23 protein-coding genes and 1 tRNA gene are annotated in these 23,517 nt (G+C 69.2%); 10 read left to right on the top strand and 14 right to left on the bottom strand.

The genetic code is table 11. The features are described from left to right. Positions 1–3 precede the first annotated feature (3 nt). The 4 genes from H7X47_RS00390 to H7X47_RS00375 all read right to left on the bottom strand — a co-directional run bounded on the left by H7X47_RS00390 (position 4) and on the right by H7X47_RS00375 (position 3,034). Complete coding sequence (locus tag H7X47_RS00390) at positions 4–648, bottom strand: SCO family protein (protein WP_193366635.1); 645 nt, start codon at positions 646–648, stop codon at positions 4–6. A gap of 115 nt (positions 649–763) precedes the next feature. After that, on the bottom strand, positions 764–1,462 hold the full coding sequence (locus H7X47_RS00385) for a lipid-binding SYLF domain-containing protein (RefSeq protein ID WP_193366634.1): 699 nt from the start codon (positions 1,460–1,462) through the stop codon (positions 764–766). Positions 1,463–1,568: 106 nt separating this feature from the next. After that, the gene (locus tag H7X47_RS00380) at positions 1,569–2,228 is read right to left on the bottom strand and encodes a histidine phosphatase family protein (RefSeq protein WP_193366633.1); all 660 of its coding nucleotides are present in this window, start codon (positions 2,226–2,228) and stop codon (positions 1,569–1,571) included. Beyond that, positions 2,228–3,034: an adenosylcobinamide-GDP ribazoletransferase gene (locus H7X47_RS00375; RefSeq protein ID WP_193366632.1), complete on the bottom strand. Its 807-nt coding sequence runs from the start codon at positions 3,032–3,034 to the stop codon at positions 2,228–2,230. Before H7X47_RS00375 ends, H7X47_RS00380 begins: the two co-directional genes overlap by 1 nt. Before the next feature lie 157 nt (positions 3,035–3,191). On the opposite strand from H7X47_RS00375, the gene cobT reads away from it, so the two are divergent. The 3 genes from cobT to H7X47_RS00360 all read left to right on the top strand — a co-directional run bounded on the left by cobT (position 3,192) and on the right by H7X47_RS00360 (position 6,461). Further along, positions 3,192–4,226, top strand: a complete 1,035-nt coding sequence (gene cobT, locus H7X47_RS00370; RefSeq protein WP_193366631.1) for a nicotinate-nucleotide--dimethylbenzimidazole phosphoribosyltransferase — start codon at positions 3,192–3,194, stop codon at positions 4,224–4,226. A gap of 71 nt (positions 4,227–4,297) precedes the next feature. Next, complete coding sequence (locus tag H7X47_RS00365; protein WP_193366630.1) at positions 4,298–5,692, top strand: ActS/PrrB/RegB family redox-sensitive histidine kinase; 1,395 nt, start codon at positions 4,298–4,300, stop codon at positions 5,690–5,692. A 142-nt stretch (positions 5,693–5,834) separates the two neighbouring features. After that, a complete protein-coding gene (locus H7X47_RS00360) occupies positions 5,835–6,461 on the top strand; it encodes an ActR/PrrA/RegA family redox response regulator transcription factor (protein ID WP_193366629.1) in 627 nt (208 codons plus the stop codon). Between the two features lie 37 nt (positions 6,462–6,498). Here H7X47_RS00360 and H7X47_RS00355 read toward each other — a convergent pair whose 3' ends face one another. Beyond that, positions 6,499–7,791 (bottom strand): EAL domain-containing protein, encoded by a 1,293-nt coding sequence (locus H7X47_RS00355; RefSeq protein ID WP_193366628.1) that lies wholly within the window; start codon positions 7,789–7,791, stop codon positions 6,499–6,501. 276 nt (positions 7,792–8,067) lie between these two features. On the opposite strand from H7X47_RS00355, the gene rfaE1 reads away from it, so the two are divergent. Then, positions 8,068–9,588 carry a D-glycero-beta-D-manno-heptose-7-phosphate kinase gene (gene rfaE1, locus H7X47_RS00350; RefSeq protein WP_193366627.1) on the top strand — a complete coding sequence of 507 codons (1,521 nt, stop codon included), beginning with the start codon at positions 8,068–8,070 and terminating at the stop codon, positions 9,586–9,588. 41 nt (positions 9,589–9,629) lie between these two features. Here the strand turns inward: rfaE1 and H7X47_RS00345 are convergent, their stop codons facing one another. Together H7X47_RS00345 and H7X47_RS00340 are read right to left on the bottom strand one after the other, a co-directional pair. Then, complete coding sequence (locus H7X47_RS00345; RefSeq protein WP_227010097.1) at positions 9,630–10,151, bottom strand: MmcB family DNA repair protein; 522 nt, start codon at positions 10,149–10,151, stop codon at positions 9,630–9,632. A 91-nt stretch (positions 10,152–10,242) separates the two neighbouring features. Continuing rightward, positions 10,243–10,665 carry a hypothetical protein gene (locus H7X47_RS00340; RefSeq protein WP_193366626.1) on the bottom strand — a complete coding sequence of 141 codons (423 nt, stop codon included), beginning with the start codon at positions 10,663–10,665 and terminating at the stop codon, positions 10,243–10,245. Between the two features lie 280 nt (positions 10,666–10,945). Here H7X47_RS00340 and H7X47_RS00335 point away from each other — a divergent pair, with 280 nt between their 5' ends. Together H7X47_RS00335 and H7X47_RS00330 are read left to right on the top strand one after the other, a co-directional pair. After that, complete coding sequence (locus tag H7X47_RS00335) at positions 10,946–11,587, top strand: septation protein A (protein ID WP_193366625.1); 642 nt, start codon at positions 10,946–10,948, stop codon at positions 11,585–11,587. 234 nt (positions 11,588–11,821) lie between these two features. Continuing rightward, the gene (locus tag H7X47_RS00330; protein WP_193366624.1) at positions 11,822–12,394 is read left to right on the top strand and encodes a hypothetical protein; all 573 of its coding nucleotides are present in this window, start codon (positions 11,822–11,824) and stop codon (positions 12,392–12,394) included. A 152-nt stretch (positions 12,395–12,546) separates the two neighbouring features. Here the strand turns inward: H7X47_RS00330 and H7X47_RS00325 are convergent, their stop codons facing one another. Further along, on the bottom strand, positions 12,547–13,560 hold the full coding sequence (locus H7X47_RS00325) for a 2-dehydropantoate 2-reductase (protein WP_193366623.1): 1,014 nt from the start codon (positions 13,558–13,560) through the stop codon (positions 12,547–12,549). A gap of 210 nt (positions 13,561–13,770) precedes the next feature. On the opposite strand from H7X47_RS00325, the gene gcvA reads away from it, so the two are divergent. Continuing rightward, positions 13,771–14,685 (top strand): transcriptional regulator GcvA, encoded by a 915-nt coding sequence (gcvA, locus tag H7X47_RS00320; RefSeq protein ID WP_193366622.1) that lies wholly within the window; start codon positions 13,771–13,773, stop codon positions 14,683–14,685. A gap of 18 nt (positions 14,686–14,703) precedes the next feature. Here the strand turns inward: gcvA and H7X47_RS00315 are convergent, their stop codons facing one another. Beyond that, on the bottom strand, positions 14,704–15,228 hold the full coding sequence (locus H7X47_RS00315; protein ID WP_193366621.1) for a TerB family tellurite resistance protein: 525 nt from the start codon (positions 15,226–15,228) through the stop codon (positions 14,704–14,706). Between the two features lie 150 nt (positions 15,229–15,378). Then, entirely contained in the window at positions 15,379–15,810 is a 432-nt protein-coding gene (locus tag H7X47_RS00310; protein ID WP_193366620.1) for a VOC family protein, read from the bottom strand. Between the two features lie 247 nt (positions 15,811–16,057). On the opposite strand from H7X47_RS00310, the gene H7X47_RS00305 reads away from it, so the two are divergent. Beyond that, positions 16,058–17,185 (top strand): DegT/DnrJ/EryC1/StrS family aminotransferase, encoded by a 1,128-nt coding sequence (locus H7X47_RS00305; protein ID WP_193366619.1) that lies wholly within the window; start codon positions 16,058–16,060, stop codon positions 17,183–17,185. Between the two features lie 20 nt (positions 17,186–17,205). After that, a complete protein-coding gene (locus H7X47_RS00300; protein WP_193366618.1) occupies positions 17,206–18,456 on the top strand; it encodes a glycosyltransferase family protein in 1,251 nt (416 codons plus the stop codon). Between the two features lie 103 nt (positions 18,457–18,559). Here the strand turns inward: H7X47_RS00300 and H7X47_RS00295 are convergent, their stop codons facing one another. Further along, a complete protein-coding gene (locus H7X47_RS00295; protein ID WP_193366617.1) occupies positions 18,560–19,261 on the bottom strand; it encodes an acetyltransferase in 702 nt (233 codons plus the stop codon). A 270-nt stretch (positions 19,262–19,531) separates the two neighbouring features. On the opposite strand from H7X47_RS00295, the gene H7X47_RS00290 reads away from it, so the two are divergent. Beyond that, positions 19,532–20,782, top strand: a complete 1,251-nt coding sequence (locus tag H7X47_RS00290; RefSeq protein ID WP_193366616.1) for a glycosyltransferase family protein — start codon at positions 19,532–19,534, stop codon at positions 20,780–20,782. Positions 20,783–20,811: 29 nt separating this feature from the next. On the opposite strand, the gene H7X47_RS00285 is transcribed toward H7X47_RS00290, so the two are convergent. The 3 genes from H7X47_RS00285 to H7X47_RS00275 all read right to left on the bottom strand — a co-directional run bounded on the left by H7X47_RS00285 (position 20,812) and on the right by H7X47_RS00275 (position 23,153). Further along, positions 20,812–20,888, bottom strand: a tRNA-Arg gene (locus H7X47_RS00285). A 113-nt stretch (positions 20,889–21,001) separates the two neighbouring features. Next, complete coding sequence (locus H7X47_RS00280; RefSeq protein WP_227010096.1) at positions 21,002–22,156, bottom strand: alpha/beta hydrolase; 1,155 nt, start codon at positions 22,154–22,156, stop codon at positions 21,002–21,004. Positions 22,157–22,181: 25 nt separating this feature from the next. Beyond that, the gene (locus H7X47_RS00275; RefSeq protein ID WP_322096452.1) at positions 22,182–23,153 is read right to left on the bottom strand and encodes an ABC transporter ATP-binding protein; all 972 of its coding nucleotides are present in this window, start codon (positions 23,151–23,153) and stop codon (positions 22,182–22,184) included. Positions 23,154–23,517: the final 364 nt, after the last annotated feature.

The raw sequence follows: 23,517 nt of genomic DNA, 5'->3' as shown, positions 1-23,517 counted from the left end.
GAACTAGCTCCCCGCCACCAGCGCCGGGTCGACCTGCTCGGCCAGGCCCTTGGCGACGTCCTCGGCGGTGCTGGCGTGGGTGAAGTGCGTCAGGTAGCTGCCGTCGGGCCCCATGAGATAGAGGATGGAGGAGTGGTCCATCAGGTAGTCGCTGGATCCTTGCTCCTCCACCTTCTGGTAGTAGATGCGGTAGGCCTTGGCGGCCCCGGCGACCTCTTCGACCGTACCGGTCAGGGCCAGGAGGCGCGGGTGGAAGTGTTCGGCGTAGCCGGCCATGACCTCCACGCTGTCGCGCTCGGGATCGATGGTGATGAAGACCGGCTGCACCGCCGCCGCTTTGGCCGCGTCGCTCTCGGCCAGGATGTCGAGGCCCTGGGTCATGGTGCTGAGCGAGGTCGGGCAGACGTCCGGGCAGTAGGTGTAGCCGAAGTAGATCAGGCTGTAGCGGCCCATCAGGTCCGCCTCGCTGCGGCGCGCGCCGCTCTGGTCGGTCAGCGTGAAGGCGCCGCCGATCAGCGCCTTGCCGGTGGATTCTCCCTGCTGGCTGACGATGCCGCCGGGCTGCACGGCGCGCCAGAGGGTAAAACCGCCGCCGGCCAGCACCAGGCCCAGCACGGCGATGAGGATAACGCGGGTTTTCGTCGACATGGGACCTCAGCAAACTCCGAAGCGCGCGGCGGCAGGGATGGCAGGCATGGCACTCACATAGGCCGGCGAGGCGGCCGGGGCAATGCGGCTCCCTGTCGCGGCCCGATACCCGGTTCTAGGGCAGCAGCTCGCGCAGGTCGTCGGCCTGGGTATTGGTGAACTTGCGCTCGATGACGATGTTCTTCGGCGTCGCGCCCACGGCATAGTACTCCTGGTTCAGGGACGTGCGCTCGAAGATCTTGGCGCCCTCCAGGGCGCCGCCGGCGAAGAGTCCCACCGACTTTGAAAAGGCGTAGATGTCGGAGGAGAAATCGGTGCCGCGGGAAGCTTCGACGCCGCGGCCCACCGGACCGAGGGTGAGGGAGGCGTCGGCGCCCAGCTTGAACTCGCTCGACAGCATGGCGTCCACCGTCTTGTCGTTCATGATCACGAAGACGACTTCCTTCACCTCGCCGCCGATCTGAAAGCCGATGGAACCGGCGCCCAGGGTGTAGAAGGCCGGCGGCGACCAGCTGCCGTCGGTCCCGCGCGCCAGGAACACGCCGGTGCCGCCCTCCGCGCCCAGGATAAAGCTGCCCTTCACCAGCTGCGGCACGATGTAGATGCCCTTGGCGTCGCTGATGAACTTCTGCAGCTCGAAGAAATCCTTGTCGGCCATCAGGCTGTCGACGGTCAGGCGGGCCTCGGTGACCAGGGCTTCCGACTCGCTCTCGGCCCGGGCGGTCCCGGCACCGGCGGGCAGCACCGCCAGCAGGGCGGCGCTGAGCAGAGCGAGAAACCTTGGCGCGGTGCGGGCGGTCGCTGAAGCAATCATCGGTGAACCTTCCTGAAGCTTTCGCTTGCTGTCATGTCTCTCGGACGGCGGTGATTCCAACTAAGACTCCCTGGCACAGGCTGTTATTCCCGGCGCGGGATCGCGTCTAAGCCGCAAGATGGGCGCGGGCGTTCACCAGGGCAATACGCCACGAACCGCCCAGATCTCCCCCCGCCGGATCCGGCCCCGGCGCCGCCGGCGCGGCGAAGTGGTCGAGCCGCGTCAGCGCGCAGTTGTCGACCGAGAAGGCCAGCGCCTGCTCCGGGGTGACGCCGAGGGCATGGCCCAGGGCCGCGCGAATCGGCCCGCCGTGGCTGACACAGACGATATCGCGCCCCGCATGGCGTCGGGTCAAGGCCGCGATGGCCTGGGCCACGCGGGCGCTGACGGCGGCGAAGCTCTCGCCGCCCGGCGGCACCTCCTCGGCGGGCGCCAGCCAGAAGCGGTGCCAGGCGCCGCTGCGCTGGGCGGCCAGTTCGTCGTGGGTCAGGCCCTGCCAGTCGCCGAAGTCCTGCTCGGCCAGGCGCGCCTCGACCTCGAAGGCGCCCGGCACGGCGCCGTGGTGGCGGGCGATGGCCTCGGCAGTGGCGCGGGTGCGGCCGAGCGGCGTCACGACCCAGACGGCGTCATCGGGCAGCTGCGCGGCCAGGCCGCGGAACACCGCCTCGTCGCTGCAGTCGCAGGGCACGTCCTGGTTGCCGTAGACGGTTCCGGCATGGCTGGTCACCGGGGCGTGGCGGACCCACCACCAGCGCGTCATTGTCATCAACTTCCTCCTGAAAGACTTGCACAGGCGACCAGCAGCACCGCCGCCTCGCCCAGTTGCTGGGCGGCGCCCAGCACGTCGCCGGTGACGCCGCCGATCTGGCGCCTTGCCTGCAGCGCCAGCCCGCCCTGTAGCACGGCGACGGCCAGGACCGCCACCAGGGTGACGGCAAGGTCGAGCAGCAGCAGGGCGATGACCGCGCCGATCACGGCGGCGGCCAGGGCGTCGGCGCCGCCGGGCCGCCCGGTGGCCGCGGCCAGACCGTCGCTGCGGGCCTGCGGCAGGGCCCACATGATCGGCGCTAGGCCGGCGCGCGACAGGCTGTGGGCGGCGACCAGGGCCGCGGCGGCGGCGCAGGATCCGGCGGGGCTCTCGGCGATCGCGATCAGGCTGCCGCCGCGCGCCGCCAGCACCAGGATCAGCGCCAGCACGCCATAGCTGCCGATGCGGCTGTCACGCATGATGGCCAGCTTGCGCGCCCGGTCGCGCCCGCCGCCGAAGCCGTCGGCGACATCGGCCAGGCCGTCCTCGTGCAAGGCGCCGGTCACCAGGATGGAAAGCGTCAGCGCGGCCAGGGCTGCGGCGAAGGGCGGCAGCGCCAGCCAGTCCGCCGCGGCGAAACCCAGGCCGGCGACAAGGCCCACCCCGACCCCGACCAGCGGGTAGCAGCGGCTGGAATGGCTCGCGCGCGCTCCCGGCTGGGTCGGGCGCGGCAGGGGCAGCCGGGTCAGCAGCCGTGCGGCCTCCAGCAGATCGGCGCCCCAGCGGCGCGGCGACCAGAAACCGGAAAGGGAAGGGAAATGCATCTTACGTCGCTTAGCCGCTGTTGAGGGTCGTGTCCCGAAGAACGCACCGACCTCTGGTTTGCCTTCTTGTATCAGCCGGTTATAAGTCATCACGCCGCCCCGGCCCAAGGTTCCCGATGCAGGGCCCCGGGGGCGGCAGTTCAGGAGGTTATTTCACATGGCGGCTGCCGAGGACATAGCGAGCCTTGAGGAAATCCGCGAACTGCTGAAGGTTCTGCCGGCAGCCGACGCGGAAGCCGGCGAGATCGCGCGCGAGCGCCAGGCGCAGCTGACCAAGCCGGCCGGCTCGCTCGGCCGTCTGGAGGACCTGGCGGTCTGGCTGGCGACCTGGCAGGGCCGCAATCCCCCCTCGGTCGATCGTCCCTATACCGCGGTCTTCGCGGGCAACCACGGCGTTGCCGCCAAGGGCGTCTCCGCCTACCCACCGGAGGTCACCGCCCAGATGGTGCAGAACTTCATCGAGGGCGGCGCCGCGGTGAACCAGCTCTGCAGCCTCGCCAACGCCGACCTGCGCGTCTACGAGATGGCGCTGGAGGAGCCGACCGGCGACCTTTCCGAAGGGCCCGCCATGTCCGAGGAAGACTGCGCGCGGGCCATGGCCTACGGCATGATGGCGGTGGAAAGCGGCATCGACGTGCTGGCGCTGGGCGAGATGGGCATCGGCAACACCACCGCGGCCGCCGCGCTGTGCCATGGTCTCTTCGGCGGCGAGGCGGCGGACTGGGTCGGCGCGGGCACCGGCATCGACGACGTGCGCCGTGCCGAAAAGGCGGCCCTGGTGGAAAAGGCGGTGATCCTGCACCGCGATGCCCTGGACGACCCCCTGCAGGTGCTGTGCCGCCTGGGCGGACGCGAACTGGCGGCCATTGCCGGGGCCATCCTGGCCGCCCGCATGGCCCGCACCCCGGTAATGCTGGACGGCTACGCCTGCACCGCGGCGGCGGCGGTGCTCTATGCCCTCGATCCCGAGGCGCTCGACCACTGCCAAGTCTCCCATATGTCCGCCGAGCCGGGCCACAAGCGGCTGCTGGCGCGCATCGGCAAGCGCCCGCTGGTCGACCTCGACATGCGCCTGGGCGAGGCCTCGGGCGCCATGGTCGCCGTGCTGCTCTTGAAGGCGGCGGTGGCCTGCCATAACGGCATGGCCACCTTCGCCGACGCCGGGGTCTCCGGTCCTAGCGAAAACGAGTAGATATTACAGTATTTTAAGACCGATCTGGCTGGGGTCTTGCCATTTCCCCGCCGACGGCGAAACTCTGGGTCATGGCCGAAACCCACAGCCTAGATCCGGGGTGGACAACGGGGATCGCTGCGACCCAGCAGGGCCGCCTGCGGCTCAGGACCCTGGTGCTGATCCGCTGGATCGCCCTGCTCGGACAGGCGACCAGCCTGGCCGTGGTCTACTTCGGTCTCGGCTATGAGATTCCCTTCATTCCCGCCATGGCGGTGATCGCCGTCTCGGGCGCCCTCAACGTGGTGATCAGCCTCGCCCGCCCCACGGCGACCTGGGCCAGCGACCGCGAGGCCTTCTGGAACCTCTGCTTCGACCTGGTGCTGCTGGCGGCGCTGCTGTGCCTTACCGGCGGACTGCAGAACCCCTTCTCGATTCTGATCCTGGCGCCGGTGGTGATCTCCGGCTGGGCGCTGTCGCGGCGCAGCACGCTGATTCTTTCGGCCATGGCGGTCTGCCTGGTTTCCTTCCTGGGCGTCTGGTACCTGCCCCTGCCCTGGTCCGCGCCGGGCATCCTCCTGTCGCCGACCTATATCGCCGGCGTGTGGGCGGCACTGGTCGTTGCCGTGGTCTTCATCGCTTCCTATGTCTCCTCCGTGGCCCAGGAGAGCCAGCGCATGTCGCAGGCGCTGGCGGCCTCGCAGCTGGCCCTGGCGCGCGAACAGCAGCTTTCGGCTCTGGGCGGCCTGGCCGCGGCCGCGGCGCACGAACTCGGCACGCCGCTGGGCACCATCGCGGTGGTGGCCCGCGAACTGCAGCGCGAACTGCCGGCGGATTCGCCGCTGCGCGAGGACGTGGAGCTGCTGCACGCGGAATCGCTGCGCTGCCGCTCCATCCTCGCCGGCCTGGCCGAACGCCCCGCCGGCGACGACGGCTCGCCCTATCACCAGCTACCCATGGTGGCGCTGGTCGAGGCGGCCGCGGCGCCGCACAGGCGCGACGGCGTGGAGCTGGAGATCACCGCCGCGCCGGCGGTCGACAGCAGCGCGCCGCAGCCCACGGTGACGCGCAACGCCGAGGTGCTGCACGGCGTCGGCACGCTGATCCAGAACGCGGTGCAATTCGCCCGGCACCGCGTGCTGGTGGAGCTGACCTGGGACGAGGAGTCGGTGATGCTGCGCATCGCCGACGATGGGCCGGGTTTCGACGTCACGGTTCTCAGCCGTCTCGGCGAGCCCTACTATTCGACGGGCGCCCGCGCGCGGCGGCGCGGCGAGGAGCAGCACATGGGCCTCGGTGTCTTCATCGCCCGCACGCTGCTGGCCCATCATGGGGCGACGCTTGAGTTCTCGAACGACGTCGCCGGCGGCGCCGTGGTGGAGATCCGCTGGCCGCGCGGCAGCCTGGAAGTGGTCCAGGCGCCGGGCCGGCCGGCATTGGAAACGATGGACGGCGGCCTCTTGGCCGGTGAACGCAGGAAGGCCTAGGGCAACCTATCCGCGTCCGGGCGGATGAGGTGCCCTGACCTTTTGAGATGGACCAATTTATCCTCTATCAAAGGCGTCCGCCTGATAGAGGATCGGTCCAGGTGCTCCAGGGCTTTCTGGAAAGGCAAGTGAGGAAGGCGGTATGACAGGTCACTCGGACCCGCAGGGGGAGACCCAAGACAGGGAAGAGTCCCGGGATGGGGACGATCCCCAGGACAGGGAATCGTCCCTGCCCGAGGGTGCGCCGCGCGAATTGCTGATCGTCGATGACGACCAGCGCTTCTGCGACCGGCTGGCGCGGGCCATGGAGCGACGCGGCTTCACGGTGCAGACCGCCTACAGCGTCGCCGACGGTTTGGCCCTGGCGCGCCGCCTTGCGCCCAGCTACGCGGTGGTCGACCTGCGCCTGGAGGACGGCTCCGGTCTGGAGGTGGTGCAGAGCCTGCGCGAGGCGCGCGAGGATGCGCGCATCATCGTGCTGACCGGCTACGGCAACATCGCCACGGCGGTGGCGGCGGTGAAGGTCGGGGCGACCGACTACCTGCCCAAGCCCGCCGACGCCGACCAGGTGGAAGCGGCGCTGCTGGAACGGGGCGAGGCGCTGCCGCCGCCGCCCTGCAATCCCATGTCCGCCGACCGGGTGCGCTGGGAACACATCCAGCGGGTCTACGAGCAGTGCGACCGCAACGTCTCGGAGACGGCCCGGCGACTGCGCATGCACCGGCGCACGCTGCAGCGCATTCTGGCCAAGTACGCGCCACGCAACTGAGTCGCGCGGCTTTTGGCCTCAAGTTCGGGAAGAATGTCTAGGCGCCGGTCGCGGTCTGCGGCTGGCCGGCGGTGCGGCGCTGTCGCGTCATGGCGGCGCCCAGGCGCTCGGCCGCTTCCTCGCGGCTGATCTTTTCTTTCAGCAGGTGATCCAGGAAATAGCCCTGGAACAGCGAGATGCCGAGCTCGTGGCCCAGCTCGATGGCGTCGTCGGTCTCGCAGCGCATCATGATGATGCGGCGCGGGTTGGTGGCTTCGATGGCCTCGCGCAGGCGCCCGCCGTCCTTGCCCTCCAGCTGCTGGCGCAGCTGCGGCGTCCAGTGCAGCTTCACCAGCTCGAAGCCCAGCATGCGGCGGTCGACGAAGGGCAGCGACAGCGTCGTCAGGCCGTCCAGGCAGATGCGGTAGCCGCGGTCGAGCAGAAACTCCTTGGCGAAGAGGAAGCGCGCGATGTCGGCGAAGACGTCGATCTTCTGCAGCTCGATGACGATGGTGTTGCGCCGCTCCTTGTCGAGCAGCGCGTCGAACTCCAGGAAGCGCGGCGACAGCACGCTGGCGATGTTGATGTTCAGGCTGAAGGAACGCTTCAGCGTCGAGTCGTCGTTCTTGATCAGCCAGGCAAGCATGCGCTCGTCCAGCTTGGTCGTCAGGTACTGGAACAGCCAGCGGTCGGAATACAGGTTCTGGTCCGGCAGCAGCGCCTGCTGCAGCGCGCCGATGGAGGTAAAGAGCTCGTAGAACAGCGGCTGCGGCCGGCCGCTGTCGCCGACATCGCAGATCGCCTGGCGGCTGGTCATGGTGGAGAGATCGGCCTGGGCGATGGCCTTCTGGATGGCGGCTAGGTTGTTGGGGTCCAGCGGCTTGCTGGCGCTGTCGTCGCGCCGCTGGGTGCGCGCCAGAATCTGCTGATCGGCATGTTGCTGCACCAGGTCCTTGACCTGCTCGACCACGTCCTCGAACTGGGTGTCCAGGTTGAAGTAGGTGCAGAACGCCTGCTGCGCCTCGGCCTCCTCGGCGAAGAAGGGATCGTTGCCCAGGATCTGGCAGACCCGCGCCAGCGCCTCGTCCATCTTGGTCAGCGAATCGCGGTTGTAGACGACGAAGAGGTCGTTGTTGAACAGGGCGAAGAGGCTGGCGTCGACCTTCTTGGCCTCGCGGGCCATCATGGTGCGCACGACGTCCAGGCACTCGGGCAGCCGCAGGAAGGTGATCAGCTTGGAGAGATGGATCTGGACGGCGAAGGTATCGCCGCGGGACCGCTCCAGGCGCCTGATGTGGTTCAGCAGGGCTTGTTCCTGCAAGCGCGGTTGCTGGCTAGATCCTGACGTCATCTTCGAAAACGGCTCCCGAGGTGCGGTTCACGTTGTTGAACCCCTTGAGAGCATAGGGACTTCACGCTTTCGATTTGGTTAACTCTCTGTTTGCACCCTGCCCCGGCGTCATCATTTCTAGACGAAACGGACAGACGGCGCGGTTTCACTTGCCTGCTTTCGCATGATCCAGTAGGGCAACGGCCAGGGGCGGGTGCCGGGAAGTGCCGAATAGGCGACCATCCCGGTATTCGTTCAACCAAGAGCCCTCAAACCGGCGGAATGCGGCAGGCAGGCATGGACAAGAGAGCGGACAGCGGCGAAGCGCCTTTCCCGGTTCCGGAGCGCCCGGATCTGGCCGCCGCGCTGGAGCAGCTCGCCGGCGTGCCCGTGCTGGTGCTGGGCGACATCATGCTGGACCGCTTCCTCTACGGCGGCGTGGAGCGGATCTCGCCCGAGGCGCCGATCCCGGTGCTGCGCATCACCCAGGAAAGCGCCATGCTGGGCGGCGCCGGCAACGTGCTGCGCAACCTGGCGGCGCTGGGCGCGCGGCCGCACTGCATCGCCGTGGTCGGCGAGGATGCGGCCGGCGCCGAGGTCGAGGCACTGGCGCGGACCTGTCTGGAACCGGTGACGGGCGAGATCGAGCTGCTGCGCGCGCCGGCGCGGCGCACCACCATGAAGGACCGCTTCATCGCCGCCGGCCAGCAGTTGCTGCGGGTCGACCGGGAACCGGAGGGCGACCTGGACAGCGATACGCAGGCCCGCGTGAAGGCCGCGGCCCTGGCGGCGCTGGCCAAGGCCTCCGCCGTTATTCTCTCCGATTACGGCAAGGGCCTGCTCGATGAGGCGCTGATCGCCGCCGTGGTGACGGCGGCGGCCGAGCGCGGCTGCCCGGTCATCGTCGATCCCAAGGGCCGCGACTTCGCCCGCTACCGCGGCGCCGCCTGGGTGACGCCCAACCGCCGCGAGCTGGCCGAGGCCAGCGGTCTTCCCACCGGCGACGACGACGCGGTGGCGGCCGCGGCGCGCAAGGTCATCATCGACAGCGGCATCGGCGCGGTGCTGGCCACGCGCAGCGAACAGGGCATGACGCTGGTTTCCGGCGCGGGCGGTCAGGATGTCAGTCACCTGAACGCGGAGGCGCGGGAGGTCTATGACGTCTCCGGCGCCGGCGACACCGTGGTCGCCGCTTTCGCCGCCGCCCTGGGCGCGGGCCTGGACCCGGTGACCGCGGCGCAGCTCGCCAACGTGGCGGCGGCCATCGTGGTCGGCAAGCTCGGCACCGCCGTGGCGCGGCCGGGCGAGATACTGCGTGCGCTCCACGCCTCCGACCTGCTGGCTGCCGAGGCCAAGGTGGTCGACCTCGACAGCCTCGGCGAACAGGTCGCGCAGTGGCGCAAGGCGGGTCTGAAGATCGGCTTCACCAACGGCTGCTTCGACCTGCTGCATCCGGGCCACGTCTCGCTGCTGGAGCAGGCGCGCGCCGCCTGCGACCGCCTCATTGTCGGCCTCAACAGCGACGCCTCGGTGCGCCGGCTGAAGGGGGAGGCGCGCCCGGTGCAGGGCGAGGCCGCGCGGGCTGCGGTGCTGGCCTCGCTGGCCAGTGTCAGCCGCGTGGTGATCTTCGGCGAGGACACGCCGCTGGCGCTGATCGAGGCGCTGAAGCCCGACGTGCTGGTCAAGGGCGCCGACTACAGCGTCGATCAGGTGGTGGGCGCGGACATCGTGCAGGCCTATGGCGGGAAGGTCGTGCTGGCCGAGCTGGCGCCGGGCCACTCCACCACGGCCACGATCGCGCGCCTGGGCGGCAGCTGACCGCCGCTGCGTCACCGGCGTTCTTGCTCTGACGCTTTCTCTCAGAAACTTTCGAGCGCGCCGGGCAGGGCGTCCGGGTCGATCAGGCCCTGCAGGCGCTGGGCCGCGAGCTGCGCGAACTGCAGCACCAGGGCGCGGCGCCGCGCGGCGTTGAGGGTGAAGTCGGCGGACTCGCGGATCACCGTGGCGCCGTAGCCGTCGGCCACCATCAGCCCCTGGTCCTCGGGGATCAGTTCCCGGGGGAAGCTCTCCGGCACCGCGAAGTAGAAGTAGTCGCAGTAGTCCAGGTAGTCCGGCCATTTCTGGTCGGTACGGAAGTCCTCCACGCTCGACTTGATCTCGACGATGGTGATACGGCTCTTGGCGTCAAGGCAGAAGAGATCGGCGCGGCGGCCCGAGCGCAGGGTGAACTCCGGCAGGCTCACCAGGCCGTGGGCGGCGAAGCTGCGGGTCAGGCCTCGGGCGATCAGGCCGGCGGCGTTGGCGCGGGTCAGCTCGCCGGCCGGATCGACCGCCGGATCGGCCTTCATCATGGCCAGGTGGCTGTTCGGTGGGACGGGCATGGCCCGAGCATAGCCCGGCGCCCGCCGGCTGTCATTCGGGGGCGGAGCTCATACTGACGCCCTCATGCCAAAGGCATCAGGGAAAGTTGCTTCAGAGAATGGCCTGCAGCAGCAGCGCGGCGCCGGCCGCGGGCAGAGTCCACAGCGCGGCGGTGATGGCGTAGCCCAGCAGGTTGAAGGAGCCGGAGATCGCCCCCTCTCTGTTGAGGCGGCCGAAGGTGCGGCGCTCGCGGCCCAGCAGCAGCACCAGATAGTAGCGGCGCCGGCCGATCGGCAGGGAGCGGCGGATCTCCACCGCGTGTTGCGCCATGCCGCGGGCGCCGAACATGGTCTTGATCGCTTCGCGCTGTTCCGGCGTGAAGGTCTCGGCGAGGCGCGGGTCGATGCGTTTGAAGTAGTGGTCGATGAAGGGATCGCGCGGGGCGCCCTTCTTGTCGGGCGCGGCGGACAAGGCGGCGGGAACGTGAACGGCGGCCTGGTTGATTTCTTCCGGCGTTGCGGTCTGCTGGAACATGGGCCTTGCTCCCTGCCATCTGTCACTGGTTGATCCAGAGATTGTCACAGCAGCTTTTAAGAAGCTCTTAAGGGCTTCCTAAAACTTCGCACAAATCCGCCATATTCGGCAGGCCCACGGCGGCTTTGCGGCGGGGGCCGTCAGCCGGCCCCGCGGCTTCACGTTGATTGCGCCGGCAGGAACAAACGGCAGGGTTGGGTGCGCCGGGCGGGGTGCATTCACCGCGCCGGGTCCCTATATTCGCCTTGAAGCAAACGTCGCGTATCGGAGGTTTCTCGCAATGGCGTCATCCCCGCCGGAACTCGGGTCGGAGACCGGGAAGGAAGCAGGGTCGAAGACCGGCCCGTCCTGGCTGCGCCCGCTGGTGGACTACGGCCCCCTGGCGGCCTTCTTCGCGGTCTACTGGCTGAACGGCCTGATGGCCGCGACGGTGGCCATCATGGTGACGACCGCCGTGGCCCTGGGGCTGGCGCTGGCGATCGAGCGCCGGATACCGCCGATGCCCCTGGTGACGGCGGTCGTCATCGGCGTGTTCGGCGGCCTGACGCTGTGGCTGCAGGACGAGAGCTTCTTCAAGATGAAGCCGACCATCGTGCAGCTTTTCTTCGCGGTGGTGCTGTTCGGCGGGTTGCTGTTCAAGCGGCCGCTGCTGAAACCGCTGCTCGGCACGGCCTGGCCGCTGGACGACGAAGGCTGGCACAAGCTCTCTTTCCGCTTCGCCCTCTTCTTCGTCGCCATGGCCGCCTTGAACGAAATCGTCTGGCGCACCCAGTCGACGGACCTCTGGGTCACTTTCAAGGTCTTCGGCATTCTCGCGCTCACCTTCGTCTTCGTCGTCTCCCAGATCTATTTCATGCGCGCGCATATGCCGGCCTTGAGCGAAGCGGAAGAGGAGGCGAAAAGCCGCCAGGAAGCCGATTGAACCCGCACTGATCCCCGCCTGACCCCGGGATTTCCCACCCTGTGCACCGGCAGCGGCTGCCGGCTGCGCCCCTTCGGGCTACCCCCTTGGGGCGATTGACCCTCGGCGCGGGCACTTCTCATACTTGGTGCAGCGAGCCCCGTGATGAAGCTGTAGGGGGCCTTCGGGAGGTGCCTTCGGGGCGGCGCTCTTGGGTCGCCGTTGTGCGAGGGCATCCTGGACAGGGGGCAGTGCATGGGGCTAGACACCAGCGCGATCGTTCAGGCCTTCACGGTGGGAACCCCGCGGGACCGGCAGGCCGTCCTGGCCGCTCTGCCCGCGACCATGACCCGCGACGTCGCGCTGCAGCTGGCCGGCTCCGATGAACCCAGCATTGCCGTGGTGGCGCTGGACCAGGTGACCGCCGATTGCGTCGGCAGCCGCGATTCCGAAACCAGTCTGATTTTGGCGCTGGCCTGCTATCAGGTCTGCCGGCAGCTCTTCGACCAGCACGGCGCCGGCCCGGCGCAGGTCTATGTGAACACCGCCGGACGCAGCGCTCACTTCGCCATCACCGCGCTGCGCAGCAACGGTGACTACGTCGCCATCCTGAACCTGCTTGACGAGGCCTTGCCGTGGCTGGAAGACGCCCGGCACCGCAGCCATCTGACCGATCTCATCGTCGCCCGCATCGAAGCGCACCTGGAGCTGAACCGGCACGACGACGCGGCGGCACTGCTCGCCGCGGTGCCGGAGGACCTGCGCGCCCAGGACCTGCGCTTCGCCTCCCTGCGCCTGCGTCTCGAGCCCCAGACTCAGAAAGACTGACCGCCCTGAAGGAGTGAACCTCCTTTGCCGGTGCAAGCCGGAAAGAAAAGGCCGGCACCGCTGACGCGGTACCGGCCGGAGTGAGGTCGGAAAGTGCAGCCAGTCGCTGCGCTTGGTGCTGCCCTTCCTGCCGCTGGTCAGACCGGCAGGACTCAGGCCGCGGCAGCGGCGGGTTGCTCGGGAAACACGGGATAGAGACCCTGGCTGCGGCCGAGCTGCTGCACCAGGGCGAGGACGGAGTCGATGTAGGGGGTCGCGGCGCCGGTCAGGCGGCCCATCTCCTGCACCGCGGTCAAGAGGGCGTCGATCTCCAGCGGCCGGCCGCGCTCCAGGTCCTGCAGCATGGAGGTGCGATGCGCGCCGACGCGCGCCGCGCCGTTGATACGCCGTTCCACGTCGACGCGGAAGTCGGCCCCCAGCGCCCGGGCGATGGCCTCGGCCTCGGCCATCATGGCCCTGGCCAGGGCGCGGGTCCCGGGGTCGCTGGCGACCACGTCCAGGGTGGCGCGGGTCAGCGCGCTGATCGGGTTGAAGCAGAGGTTGCCCCACAGCTTCAGCCAGATCTCGTCGCGGATGTTCTCCAGCACCGGCGCCTTCAGGCCGCCGGTCTCCAGGGCCTCGCTGAGCGCCAGGCAGCGCTGGGAGAGGCTGCCGTCGGGCTCCCCCAGGGCGAACTTGTCGCCGTAGATGTGCTTGACGACGCCGGGCGCCACGATCTCTGTCGCTGGATAGACCACGCAGCCGATGGCGCGGCGCGGGCCGACCAGGCGCCACTGGCGGTCGTCGGGGTCGAGGCTGGCCAGGCGGCGCTCGGCGTAGTCGCCGCCCAGGGCGTGGAAGTACCACCAGGGCACGCCGTTCTGACAGGTCACCACCGCCGTGTCGGGGCCCAGCAGGGGCGCCATGTGCTCGGCCGCTTCCCAGGCCTGGTGCGCCTTCAGCGCCACGATGACGTAGTCCTGCGGGCCCAGCCGGGCCGGATCGTCGGTGGCGGCGATGCGGACCAGCTTCTCCTGGCCCTCGATCAGCAGCTTCAGGCCGTTCTCGCGCAGCGCCGCCAGGTGGGCGCCACGGGCGACGAGGGAGACCTGGACGCCGGGGGCCTGGGCCAGCTGCGCGCCGAGATAGCCGCCGATGGCGCCGGCGCCGTAGATGCAGACTTTCATCTCTCCTCCTCCTCGACTGGCTGTTTCGACGACGTCATATAGCTTTTTCTTGGGGCTTGCGGTCCCGCGGCGGTCTGTCCGGCGGACCGCCCTGGATCGCCGGAAAGTCCAGTTGATTCGCGCTCGACTGCCTGTAGCGAGGGTTATTAGACCGTAAAAGACGGGGCCTCGGGAATTGCACCAATTCTCATCAAGGCATAAGGTTTTGTAATGGTAAAACTCAGAGGCAAGCTGCCGCCGGCGAACTCCCTGGTGACCTTCGAGGCGGCGGCGCGGCATCTCAACTTCACCCGGGCGGCGGCCGAACTCAGGGTGACCCAGGCGGCGGTCAGCCGGCAGGTCCACCTGCTGGAAGACAACCTCGGGGTCCAGCTCTTCGAGCGCCAGGCCCGCGGCCTGCGGCTGACCGCGCCGGGTCAGCGCCTGCACGAGGCGGTCACCATGGGCCTGGGCCACATCGCCACCACCGCCGCCGACCTGCGCCGGGTGCGCCGCGCGGGGGAGCTGACGGTCTCCACCAGCGTCACCTTCGCCAACTACTGGCTCATGTCACGGGTGGCGAAGTTCCGCGCCGCCCATCCGGAGGTGCAGCTGCGCCTCGTCGCCTCGGCGCCGGTGCGCGATCTCACCGCTTCCGGCATCGACCTGGCGGTGCGCTATGGGCGCGGCAACTGGGGCGGGGTGGAGACCCTGCACCTGCTCGACAACCACGTCTTTCCGGTCTGCGCGCCCAGCTACATGGCGCGCCGCCGCCCGCTGCAGTCGGTTACCGACCTGCTGGAGGAAACCCTGCTGCACCTGGTGGAGTACGACCGCAACTGGGTGAGCTGGGAGGCTTGGCTGGCGGCCATGGGCGTCACCGCGCCGGCGCGCGGGCCGAGCCTGGAGTTCGACAACTACCTGGTGCTGACCCAGGCGGTGCTGGACGGCCAGGGCATCGCCCTGGGCGGCGGGCGCCTGGCGGAGGACTTCCTGGCGCGCGGCCAGCTGGTGCGGCCGATCGAGGCGCTGCTGCGCTCCGAGCAATCCTTCTACCTGCTGATCCCCAGCGACCAGCCGCTCAGCCCGCAGGCCAAGGCCTTCCGCGACTGGATCCTGGTGGAGGCGAAGGAGCGCACGGCTTAGACCGCGCCGCCCGGGCGGTCAGCTCAGCTGGCGGGCGAGTTGGGCCAGCGTATAGCGCTGCCCGTCGGTCAGCGCGCCGTCGTCGATGGAGGCGACGCGCTCGATCATCTCCAGGAGCTGACCCTTCTCGGCCTCGTCCAGCTTGCCTTCCAGGTTGCGGGCGAGGCGACGCACGGCTTCGTCCATGTTGGCCGACTGCTGCACCAGCCAGCGTCCGTAGGCGCCGATCTGCGCGGCCTCGGCGCTGTCGGTCTTGAAGGCGCGGCGGCACTCCTCGCAAATCGCCTCGATCTCGGCGCGGCCGATGCCGCCTTCCATGTTGGCGAAGGCGGCCAGGATGCCGGCGGCGGCCAGGCGCGCATCGTCGATGCCGTCCAGGGGACTGACGTTGGCCTTGCGGCGGTAGCCGAAGCGGCGCAGGGCGGCGCGGATATCGTCGGCGGTTTCCATCAGCTCGCCCGCCGCCCGCGCGGCCATATGGGCGCGCCACAGCCAGATTCCGATACCGGCGGCGATCCCCAGGACCGCCAGGACGATGTGCATAGCTGCCCCACCCCGAAAGCGGCCAAAGCGAAAGCCGCGGCGAAAACCCGAATTCGGAGGAAGGATTGCCCAGGCGGCGGCGATTTTCAATCAGAGATTGGCGCGAGAGAGCGCAAAAACACGCTGGCGGACAGGCCCGCCCTTTCCGCCTTAGGGGGCGATGAACTCGACGCGGATGCCGCCGGGAATGGTGCACATCATGTGGCGGATGGCGCTGCCGCCCAGGGGCTCCGGCGCGAACTCGACGGCTACGCCCTGGGTCGCGGCCAGCTTGTCGTGCAGGGCCTCCAGGGCCGCGCCGTTTTCGACCTGCAGAGCCAGGTGGTGCAGGCCGATGACGTTCTTGCGGTCGAAGGGCACGGCGCCTTGCGGGTCCGCCGCCTGCCAGAGGGTGATCATGAGGACGCCGTCGGAGACGAAGACCGCCGGGTAGTCCGGTTTCTCGCCGACCTGGGCGAAGCCCAGGACGTCGAGGAAGAAGGTGCGGGCCTGGGCCAGGTCCGGCACGGTCAGGCCGACATGGTGGGCGCCCCTGGTCACGGGGGGCGTTGCCGGCGATCCGGCGCTTTCGGTTTCGGGCATCGGTCAAGTCTCCTTGGTGTCGGCAGGTGGAGCCGGGTCTCGCGCGCCGCCCAACCCCTAGAGAGTTTCTCCGGCCCACAGAAGCCGGAGAATGGGAAAGTCTTTATTGCTCGCGCAGGAATAATGAAGCGGCAGGGGCTGCCCTCTTGGCGCGGCGGGGCCTTCTTTACGGGAACCTAAGGTAATCTTGTGCTAAACCCTGCCTCGTCCTTTCTCCAGGACGCCGGTCAGCCTTGAAGGAGCCGCCATGGCGTCGCAGTCCGCGCCCGGTTTCATCCATCGAACCTATTCTCCGCGCCTGCCGAGCGCCGCGGCTCTGCTGCCCTATCTCGAGGAGATTGACCGGAACCGCTGGTACACGAACTTCGGTCCCCTTTCGCGGCGCTTCGAAGCGCGCCTGGCTGCGCACTACGGCCTGGAGGCGGAGCGGGTGACCGCTGTGGCCAACTGTACTCTCGGGCTGATTCTGGTTCTGGACTCCTACGAACTGCCGCAGGGCAGCCTCTGCGCTTTGCCGAGCTGGACCTTCGTCGCCACGGCCGCGGCGGTGCGCCAGGCCGGACTGGTCCCCTGGTTCCTGGACGTCGATTCACAGACCTGGCAGCTGACGCCGGAAATCGTCGAGGCCGCGCTGCCGGCGGCGCCGGGAGCGGTCGGCGCCGTGCTGACCGTGGCCGCCTTCGGGGACCAGGTCGACGCCTCCGCCTGGGCCGCCTTCCGCCGCCGTCACGACCTGCCGGTGATCACCGACGCCGCCGCGGCCTTCGACACGGTGACGCCGGCTTCGGCCCCCGCGGTGGTCAGCCTGCACGCGACCAAGCCGCTGGGTATCGGCGAGGGCGGCTTCGTGATCAGCGAGACCGCCGCCCAGGGTGAAGCGATCCGGCGGCGTTCCAACTTCGGCTTCGACCAGCACCATGCCGCCGCCTGGCGCGGCAGCAACGCCAAACTCAGCGAGTACGGCGCCGCGGTCGGCCTCGCCGCGCTCGATGCCTGGCCGCAGACCCGCCGCGCCTTCCTGCGGCTGGGCGAGAATTTCCGCCAGGCTCTTGCGGCAGGCCCCGGAGGGTTCGAGCTGGCGCCGCCCTTTCGGCGCAGCGCCGTCAGCTCGACCTGCAACCTGCTGCTGGCGCATCCCCGCGCGCAGCAGGTGATCGCGCAGCTGCACCGCGGCGGCATCGAAGCACGGCAGTGGTGGGGCGGCGGCTGCCATGCCCAGCCGGTCTATGCGGACGAACCGCGCCAGCCATTGCCGGTCACCGAGGACCTGGCCCGGCGCACGCTGGCCTTGCCCTACCATCCGGAGCTGTCGCCGGCGGCGATGGCGGAAATCGCCGGGGCGCTGCACCACGCCGTGGCGCAGCCCGCCGGCTGACCCGCGGCAGCGAGAACGTCATGTCGAGACTGCAGCGCGTCGTCACCTTGGTGCCGAAGGGGGACTTCAACCACAACCTCCTGCCGATCTTCGTCGCCGAGCTCGGCGCGGCGATCGAGGCTCGCGGCCTGGAGCATGTGGCGCTCGACAGCGGTGCGCCCGACTTCCGGCGCAACCTTCTGAAGCTCGCCGCCGACCCGGCCACGGCCGTCTACGCGGGCCATCGCTTCTACGACATGGGCCTCGTCCATTCCGAGATCCATAGCGACGAGCGCGCCAACCTCTTCGAGGCGCTTGACCGGCCGGTCTTCGCCCGTCTGGCCGACCATCCCTTCAGCCGCTTTATGTGGGCGCGCCTCGACGACGCCTCGCCGACGACGCATTTCTTTACGCCGACGCCGGAGTTCGAGCGTGAAGCCAAGTTCCTCAACGCACGGCTGACCAACTTCCACCCCGTCACGCCGTCGCTGACGGTCCCGCTGCCGGACCCGAAGGACATCCGGCCCTTCGAGGAGCGGCCCATCGACGTCTTCATGCCCTGCAGCTTCAACGGCGCCGTGCCCTCCATGGAAGATATCCGGCAGCAGTACAAGGATCGGGGCAGCCCTGTCGTGGGCCTCATCGATGAGCTCTACGAGCGCGGCTTGATGGAGCGTGACCGGCCTCTGCTGGACATCTTTCTGGAGGCCTGCGAGCGGCACACCGGGAAGTCGTTCTCGGTTTCCACGCCGCTGACCGAGCGGGACATGCAGGCGCTGCTGGTGCTCTCCGCCACCGATGTGAAGATCAGGTGCGACCGCAGGTTCAGTGCGCTAGCAAGTTTGGCCGGCCTGGACCGCCGCCTGCGCATCGCGGTTACGATGATGGAACATCAGCGCGGTGACATCGCCGAGCTGCAGGACTGCCCGAACATCGAATACCTCGGCAAGGTCGATGCCGGCGAAGCGCAGCGCCTCTACCTGTCTTCCAAGTTCGTCGTCAACGTCAATCCCACTTACGTCTCACTGGTCAGCGAGCGGGTGCGCAACGCCATGGCGCATGGCTGCTGTGTCATTTCCGACAAGTCGGCCCATACCGCCGGCGTTTTCACCGAGGGTCACGAAATTCTCTTCATGAAGGGCTTCGACGCGCGTCCGCTCAACGATTTCCTGATGACACAGCAGGACGCGGCGCAGGCCATCGCCGCGCGCGGGCGGGAAAGGGTCCTGGCGGACTTCTCCATTCCCCGCCTGGCCGACGAAATCGTCTCGGTGATGGAAGCGGTGATCTAGGTCAATCCTCTGTCAGAGGGAAACACCTGGTCGAGGATAAGTTGATCTATCTAAAACGGTCGGAGCAACTTGTCCGCGCCCGCCCGGACGCGGCGGGGACGCTCTAGGAGAAGATCTTCACGCCTTCGGCGTCGCCGCTGCGCCGCGCCGGCACGCCGACGTAGAGGCCGCCGGGCTCGGTCGAGCGGGCCACCAGGGCGCCGGCGGCGACGATACAGCGGTCGGCCACGGTGATGCCGTCGCGCAGCGTCGCCCTCACCCCCAGGAAACTCCGCGTGCCGATCCGGCACCCCCCGGCCAGGGTCACGCCGGGGGCCAGGAAAGCATGGTCGCTGATGCGGGCATGATGCGAGATCTGCGCCCCGGCGCGGATGACGCAGTTGGCGCCGATCTCCGCAAAGGGCTCGATCACCGCGTTCTCGAAGACCAGGCTGCCGGGGCCGAGCGACAGGTCCGGCCAGCTGCGCGCGCCGCTGGCGACGTAGCTGGCGAAGCCGTAGCCCCGGGCCCTTGCCGCCTCGTAGCGATCTGCGCGCAGCCCGTTCACCTGGTGCGGGCCGACGGCGAGCAGCAGGTCGTGGTCCTGCGGCGCGAAGTGCTGCTCCAGGTTCTCGAAGGGCACCACCGGCAGGCCGTGCAGGCGCCCGCTCTTCAAGGCCGCGCCGTCGACGGTGAAGCCCACCACTTCGTGCGGGCTGTCGTGGGTCAGGCAGAACCAGACCAGGCTGGCGAAGTCACCGGCGCCGAACAGCACCACCTTGCGCGGGGCGCTTCGGGAAGCATCAGGGGCGGTGGGGGGCGTCATCGGTCTGGGCTTTCGGGTCGTGTCTTCCGGCCGGGCAAGGGCGAATCGGTTCGTCCCGCACAGTCTAGCGGCCCCTGGCCGCGGGCGGGCCAGGAGTTTTTCGCAGACCGCCGGCGCGGGATTCCAGGGATCGCCGAAAGCCGCCCTGTGGGTTGTTGACAAAGTCGCCCGGAAAACGCCCCATGCGGTGCCGCGACATATCGGGGGGTGCGCGGTTTTCCGCCGTCTGACGGCCGGGCGCCCTTCCTGTCCACTGGGGAAGCCTTAGCAATGTCCGACCTGCAGCGGGTGGTCAGCGTCCTGCCGGACGGCACCTTCAATCACAATGTCATGCGCAACGCGGTCGAACTGCTGGGCGCGGCCATCGAGGCGCGCGGGCTGGAACACGTGATCCTGGACGGCGGCAGCGCCGATTTCCAGCGCCAGATCATGACCTGCGTGGCCGAGCCCCACACCGCCCTCTACCTGGGGCATCGCTTCTACGACCTCTCCCTGACCTACTCCGAGGCCGGCGGTCCCGCACGCCGCAACCTCTTCGAGGTGCTGGACCGGCCGGTCTTCGCGATGCTGCAGGACCATCCCTTCTCCCGCTTCATGTGGCCGCGCATCGAGGGAGCCTCGCAGACCGCGCATTTCGTCGCGCCGACGCCGGAGTTCGAGGCCGAGGCCCGCTTCGTCAATCCGCGCCTCAGTCATTTCCACACCGTCGCGGCGGTGGTGACCGAGGTCCCGCCGGCGGCGGAGGAAATCCGTCTCCTGGCCGAGAGGCCGCTCGACGTCTTCATGTCCTGCGGCTTCAACCAGACGACGCCCACGGTGGAGCAGCTGCGGGCGCAATACGTCAGAACCGGGAGCCCCATGGTCAAGGTGATCGACGAGGTCTACGAGACCGGGCTGACCCTGCGCGACGGCTCCATGCTGACGCTGTTCCTGGACTCCTGCACGCGCCACTTCGGCGAGCCGCCGAGGCTCAGTCACCCGATGTCCAAGGTCGACCTCTCGGTGATGCTGGTGCTGTCCTGCCTCGACCTGCGCATTCGCCTCGACCGCCGCCTGAACACCGTCGCCGGGCTGGCGCGACTGGACCCGGCGTTGCGCATCGTCGTCACCTGGAATCCGACACGCCGCTCCATGATTCCGGGGCTGGAACAGCGCCCCAACATCGAGCTGGTCGGCGCCGTCGAGGCCGCGCGCGCCCGCCGGCTCTTCCTCGCCGCCAAGTTCGCCATCAACGTGACGCCGACCTACACCACCGTCGTGACGGAGCGGGTGAGCAACGCCATGTTGCTGGGCGCCTGCGTGATCTCCGACAAGAACAGCTACCTGGCCGAACGCTTCGGCGAGGGCAAGGAGATCCTCTTCATGGACGACTGCGATCCCTCCGGCCTGCAGCCCTATTTCCGCGAGCGTCTCGACGATGCCCAGGCCATCGCCGAGGCCGGCCGCCGGAAGGCGCTCACCGAGTTCACCACCGCGAACTTCGCCGACGACCTCATCGCGGTCATGCGCGCAGCGTTGTAGGGGCTAGCGGTTCGGAGTTTCAGGGGGTCTGGCGGACCCGACAGGATTCGAACCTGTGACCTCTGCCTTCGGAGGGCAGCGCTCTATCCAGCTGAGCTACGGGTCCCCGTGAGCGGGGCCGGGCGGTCCCTGATGGAACGGCCCCAAGAAACGCCGGGACAATACTGCAAGAACCCGAGGGGCGCAAAGGGCTTTGCGGGGCCCGGAAATCCGACGATTTCAGCAGGCGGCGGCCTCGCAGGCCGCGGCGGCGGCATCGCCCTCGGCCCCATCCCCGGCCTTTTCGCCGTCCTCTGCCCCGCCTTCTGCCGCGCCCTTCAGGGCGGCGGCCGCGGTTTCCTCGGCGCCGGAAGGCAGCGGCGCCGCCCTGTCGCCGGTCCAGGCGGCAATATCGTCGATCACCACCTGGGCCTGCAGGTCGCGCAGCAGCATGTGCCAACCCTCGGGATAGAGGGCGAAGCGCCGGCGCCCCGGGGTCCGGGTCTCGGCCTCGGGCGGCAGGTGGCGCCAGAAGGCGAACACCGGCTCGGCCGGCACCACCTCGTCCTTCTCGCCGTAGAGCAGCAGGGTGGGGGTCTTCACCTCGGGCGCGGCGGCCAGGGCGGCGTCCATCAGGTTGACGAGGCCGTAGATCGCATCGGTCCGGGTCTCCTTGATGAACAGCGGGTCGCGGCCCAGGGCGCGCAGCATCTCGATGTTGTCGGAGGCCTGGATGCCCAGGCCCCGGCCGGTGAACTTGGCCCAGGGAAACAGCCGCGCGCCGAGCCACAGGGCGGCGCGCTGGTGGAACGGCATGGTCGAGCGTGCCCAGACCGCCGGGGCGGCCAGGATGACGCCGTCGGCTTGGCTGACCTCGGGGCGCGCGTCGGGTCCGCCCAGGGCGGCCAGGATCACGGCTCCGCCCATCGACTCGCCCAGCAGGTAGAGCGGTAGCCCGGGATGGCGGCGGCGCAGCAGCGCGGCGGCCTCGGCAAGGTCGCCGGTCAGCACCTCGACCCCGGCCCAGAGCCCGCGGTGCGGCGCCTCGCCGAAGCCGCGCTGGTCGTAGGCGTAGACGAGCAGGCCCTGGGCGGCCAGCGCCGGGCCGGACTCCGCAAAGGCGTGGCTGTAGTCGTTGAAGCCGTGCAGCGCCAGGACCACGCCGCGCGCGGCCGCCTCCCCTTCCCGCGGCGCCCAGTGGCGCAGCGGCAGTTCCGTGCCGTCGGCGGTGATGAAGTTTTCTTCGGTGAAGGCGGGCGCGGTGAGGCCGGTGGCGGCCAGGCCCGGGCCCGGCGGCGCCACGCGCGGCGCGCAGGCGCCCAGGATCAGCAAGGGGATCAGCAAGGGGATCAGCAGCAGGGCCGGCAGCCGCGCGGCCAGGTTTAAGTTGGCCAAGCGGGGCCTGGCGAGGCGTAATCCCTCAGGCAGCCGCATCGTCGCTGCCGGCGGAGCCTTCGGGCGGCGTGTCGTGCGCGCCGCGGGTGAGCTGCAGGAAGATGTCCTCCAGATCGGCTTCCTCGGTCGACATGTCGATCACCGAGAGCCCGGCCGCGCAGACCGCGTCCAGAATCTGCGGCACCGGGCTTTCGCTGGCGTGGTAATGGAACTGCAGGCGCCGCCGCCCGGTCTGCTCCGGATTGAAGGCGGTCAGGCAGTCTGGCACGCTCTCCAGTTCGCGGTCGAAGATCAGCGTCAGGGCCTTGTTGTCGACGCGCGCCAGCAGGCTCTCGGTGTCGTCGCAGGCGATCACCTTGCCGTGGTTGATGATGGCGATGCGGTCACAGAGCTCCTCGGCCTCTTCCAGGTAGTGCGTGGTCAGCAGCACCGTGGTGCCGGCGCGGTTCAGTTCGCGCACGTTGGCCCAGAGCTGCTGGCGCAGCTCGATGTCGACGCCGGCGGTGGGCTCGTCGAGCACCAGCACCGGCGGCTGATGCACCATGGCCTTGGCCACCATGAGGCGGCGGCGCATGCCGCCGGAAAGCGTGCGGGCATAGGCTTCCGCCTTGTCGGCCAGGCCCATGGCGGCGAGGATCCGGTCGCTCATGCGCTCGGCCGGCGGCACGCCGTAGAGCCCGGCCTGCAGTTCCAGCAGCTCGCGCGGCGTGAAGAAGGGGTCGATGTTCAGCTCCTGCGGCACCACGCCGATGGCCGCGCGCGCCTGGCGCGGGTTGGCGTCGATGTCGTAGCCCCAGATGCTGGCGCTGCCCGCGGTCTTGTTCACCAGCCCGGCCAGGATGTTGATCAGCGTGGACTTGCCGGCGCCGTTGGGGCCCAGCAGGCCGAAGAGGGAGCCGCGCGGGATGTCCAGGTCGACGGCGCTCAGCGCCTTCTTGGCCGGGGACTTGCCGCTGGCCTTGTAGGTCTTGGTCAGTCCGGTCACCGAGACGGCCATCTCGGGCAGCCTTTCCGCCGCTTCCCGGGCCGAATCCTGGGGCGTTCCCAGGGCCGTGTCAGTGGTCCCGGCGCCCGGGCCCGGCACCACACGGGCTTGCGGGCCGCTGCCGGTCAAGCTGGAGTTGTCGCTGCTCATTGCTGCCTTTTCTGATCTTCCCGGGCCGTCTTCAGGGGCACGCATCGCTGCTGCGCCGGGGCCGGGACGCGGCGGCCATGGGTAGCACCGCCCTCCCCAACGGTCAATGTGGGGGCCAAGGTGACGGGCCATGGGGCCGCAAAAGGGTGGTATGCTCCTGTTTCCAGCCTCTTTTTACCCCTTGAGGCTAGGACATAGATCACATGTGCAGCCCGGCGAGGGATTC

The sequence above is a fragment of the Pelagibius marinus genome (assembly GCF_014925385.1).
Taxonomy (GTDB): Bacteria; Pseudomonadota; Alphaproteobacteria; order Kiloniellales; family Kiloniellaceae; genus Pelagibius; species Pelagibius marinus.
Note: the sequence above shows the minus strand (reverse complement) of the source record. Positions and strands in the feature narration are given on the sequence as shown.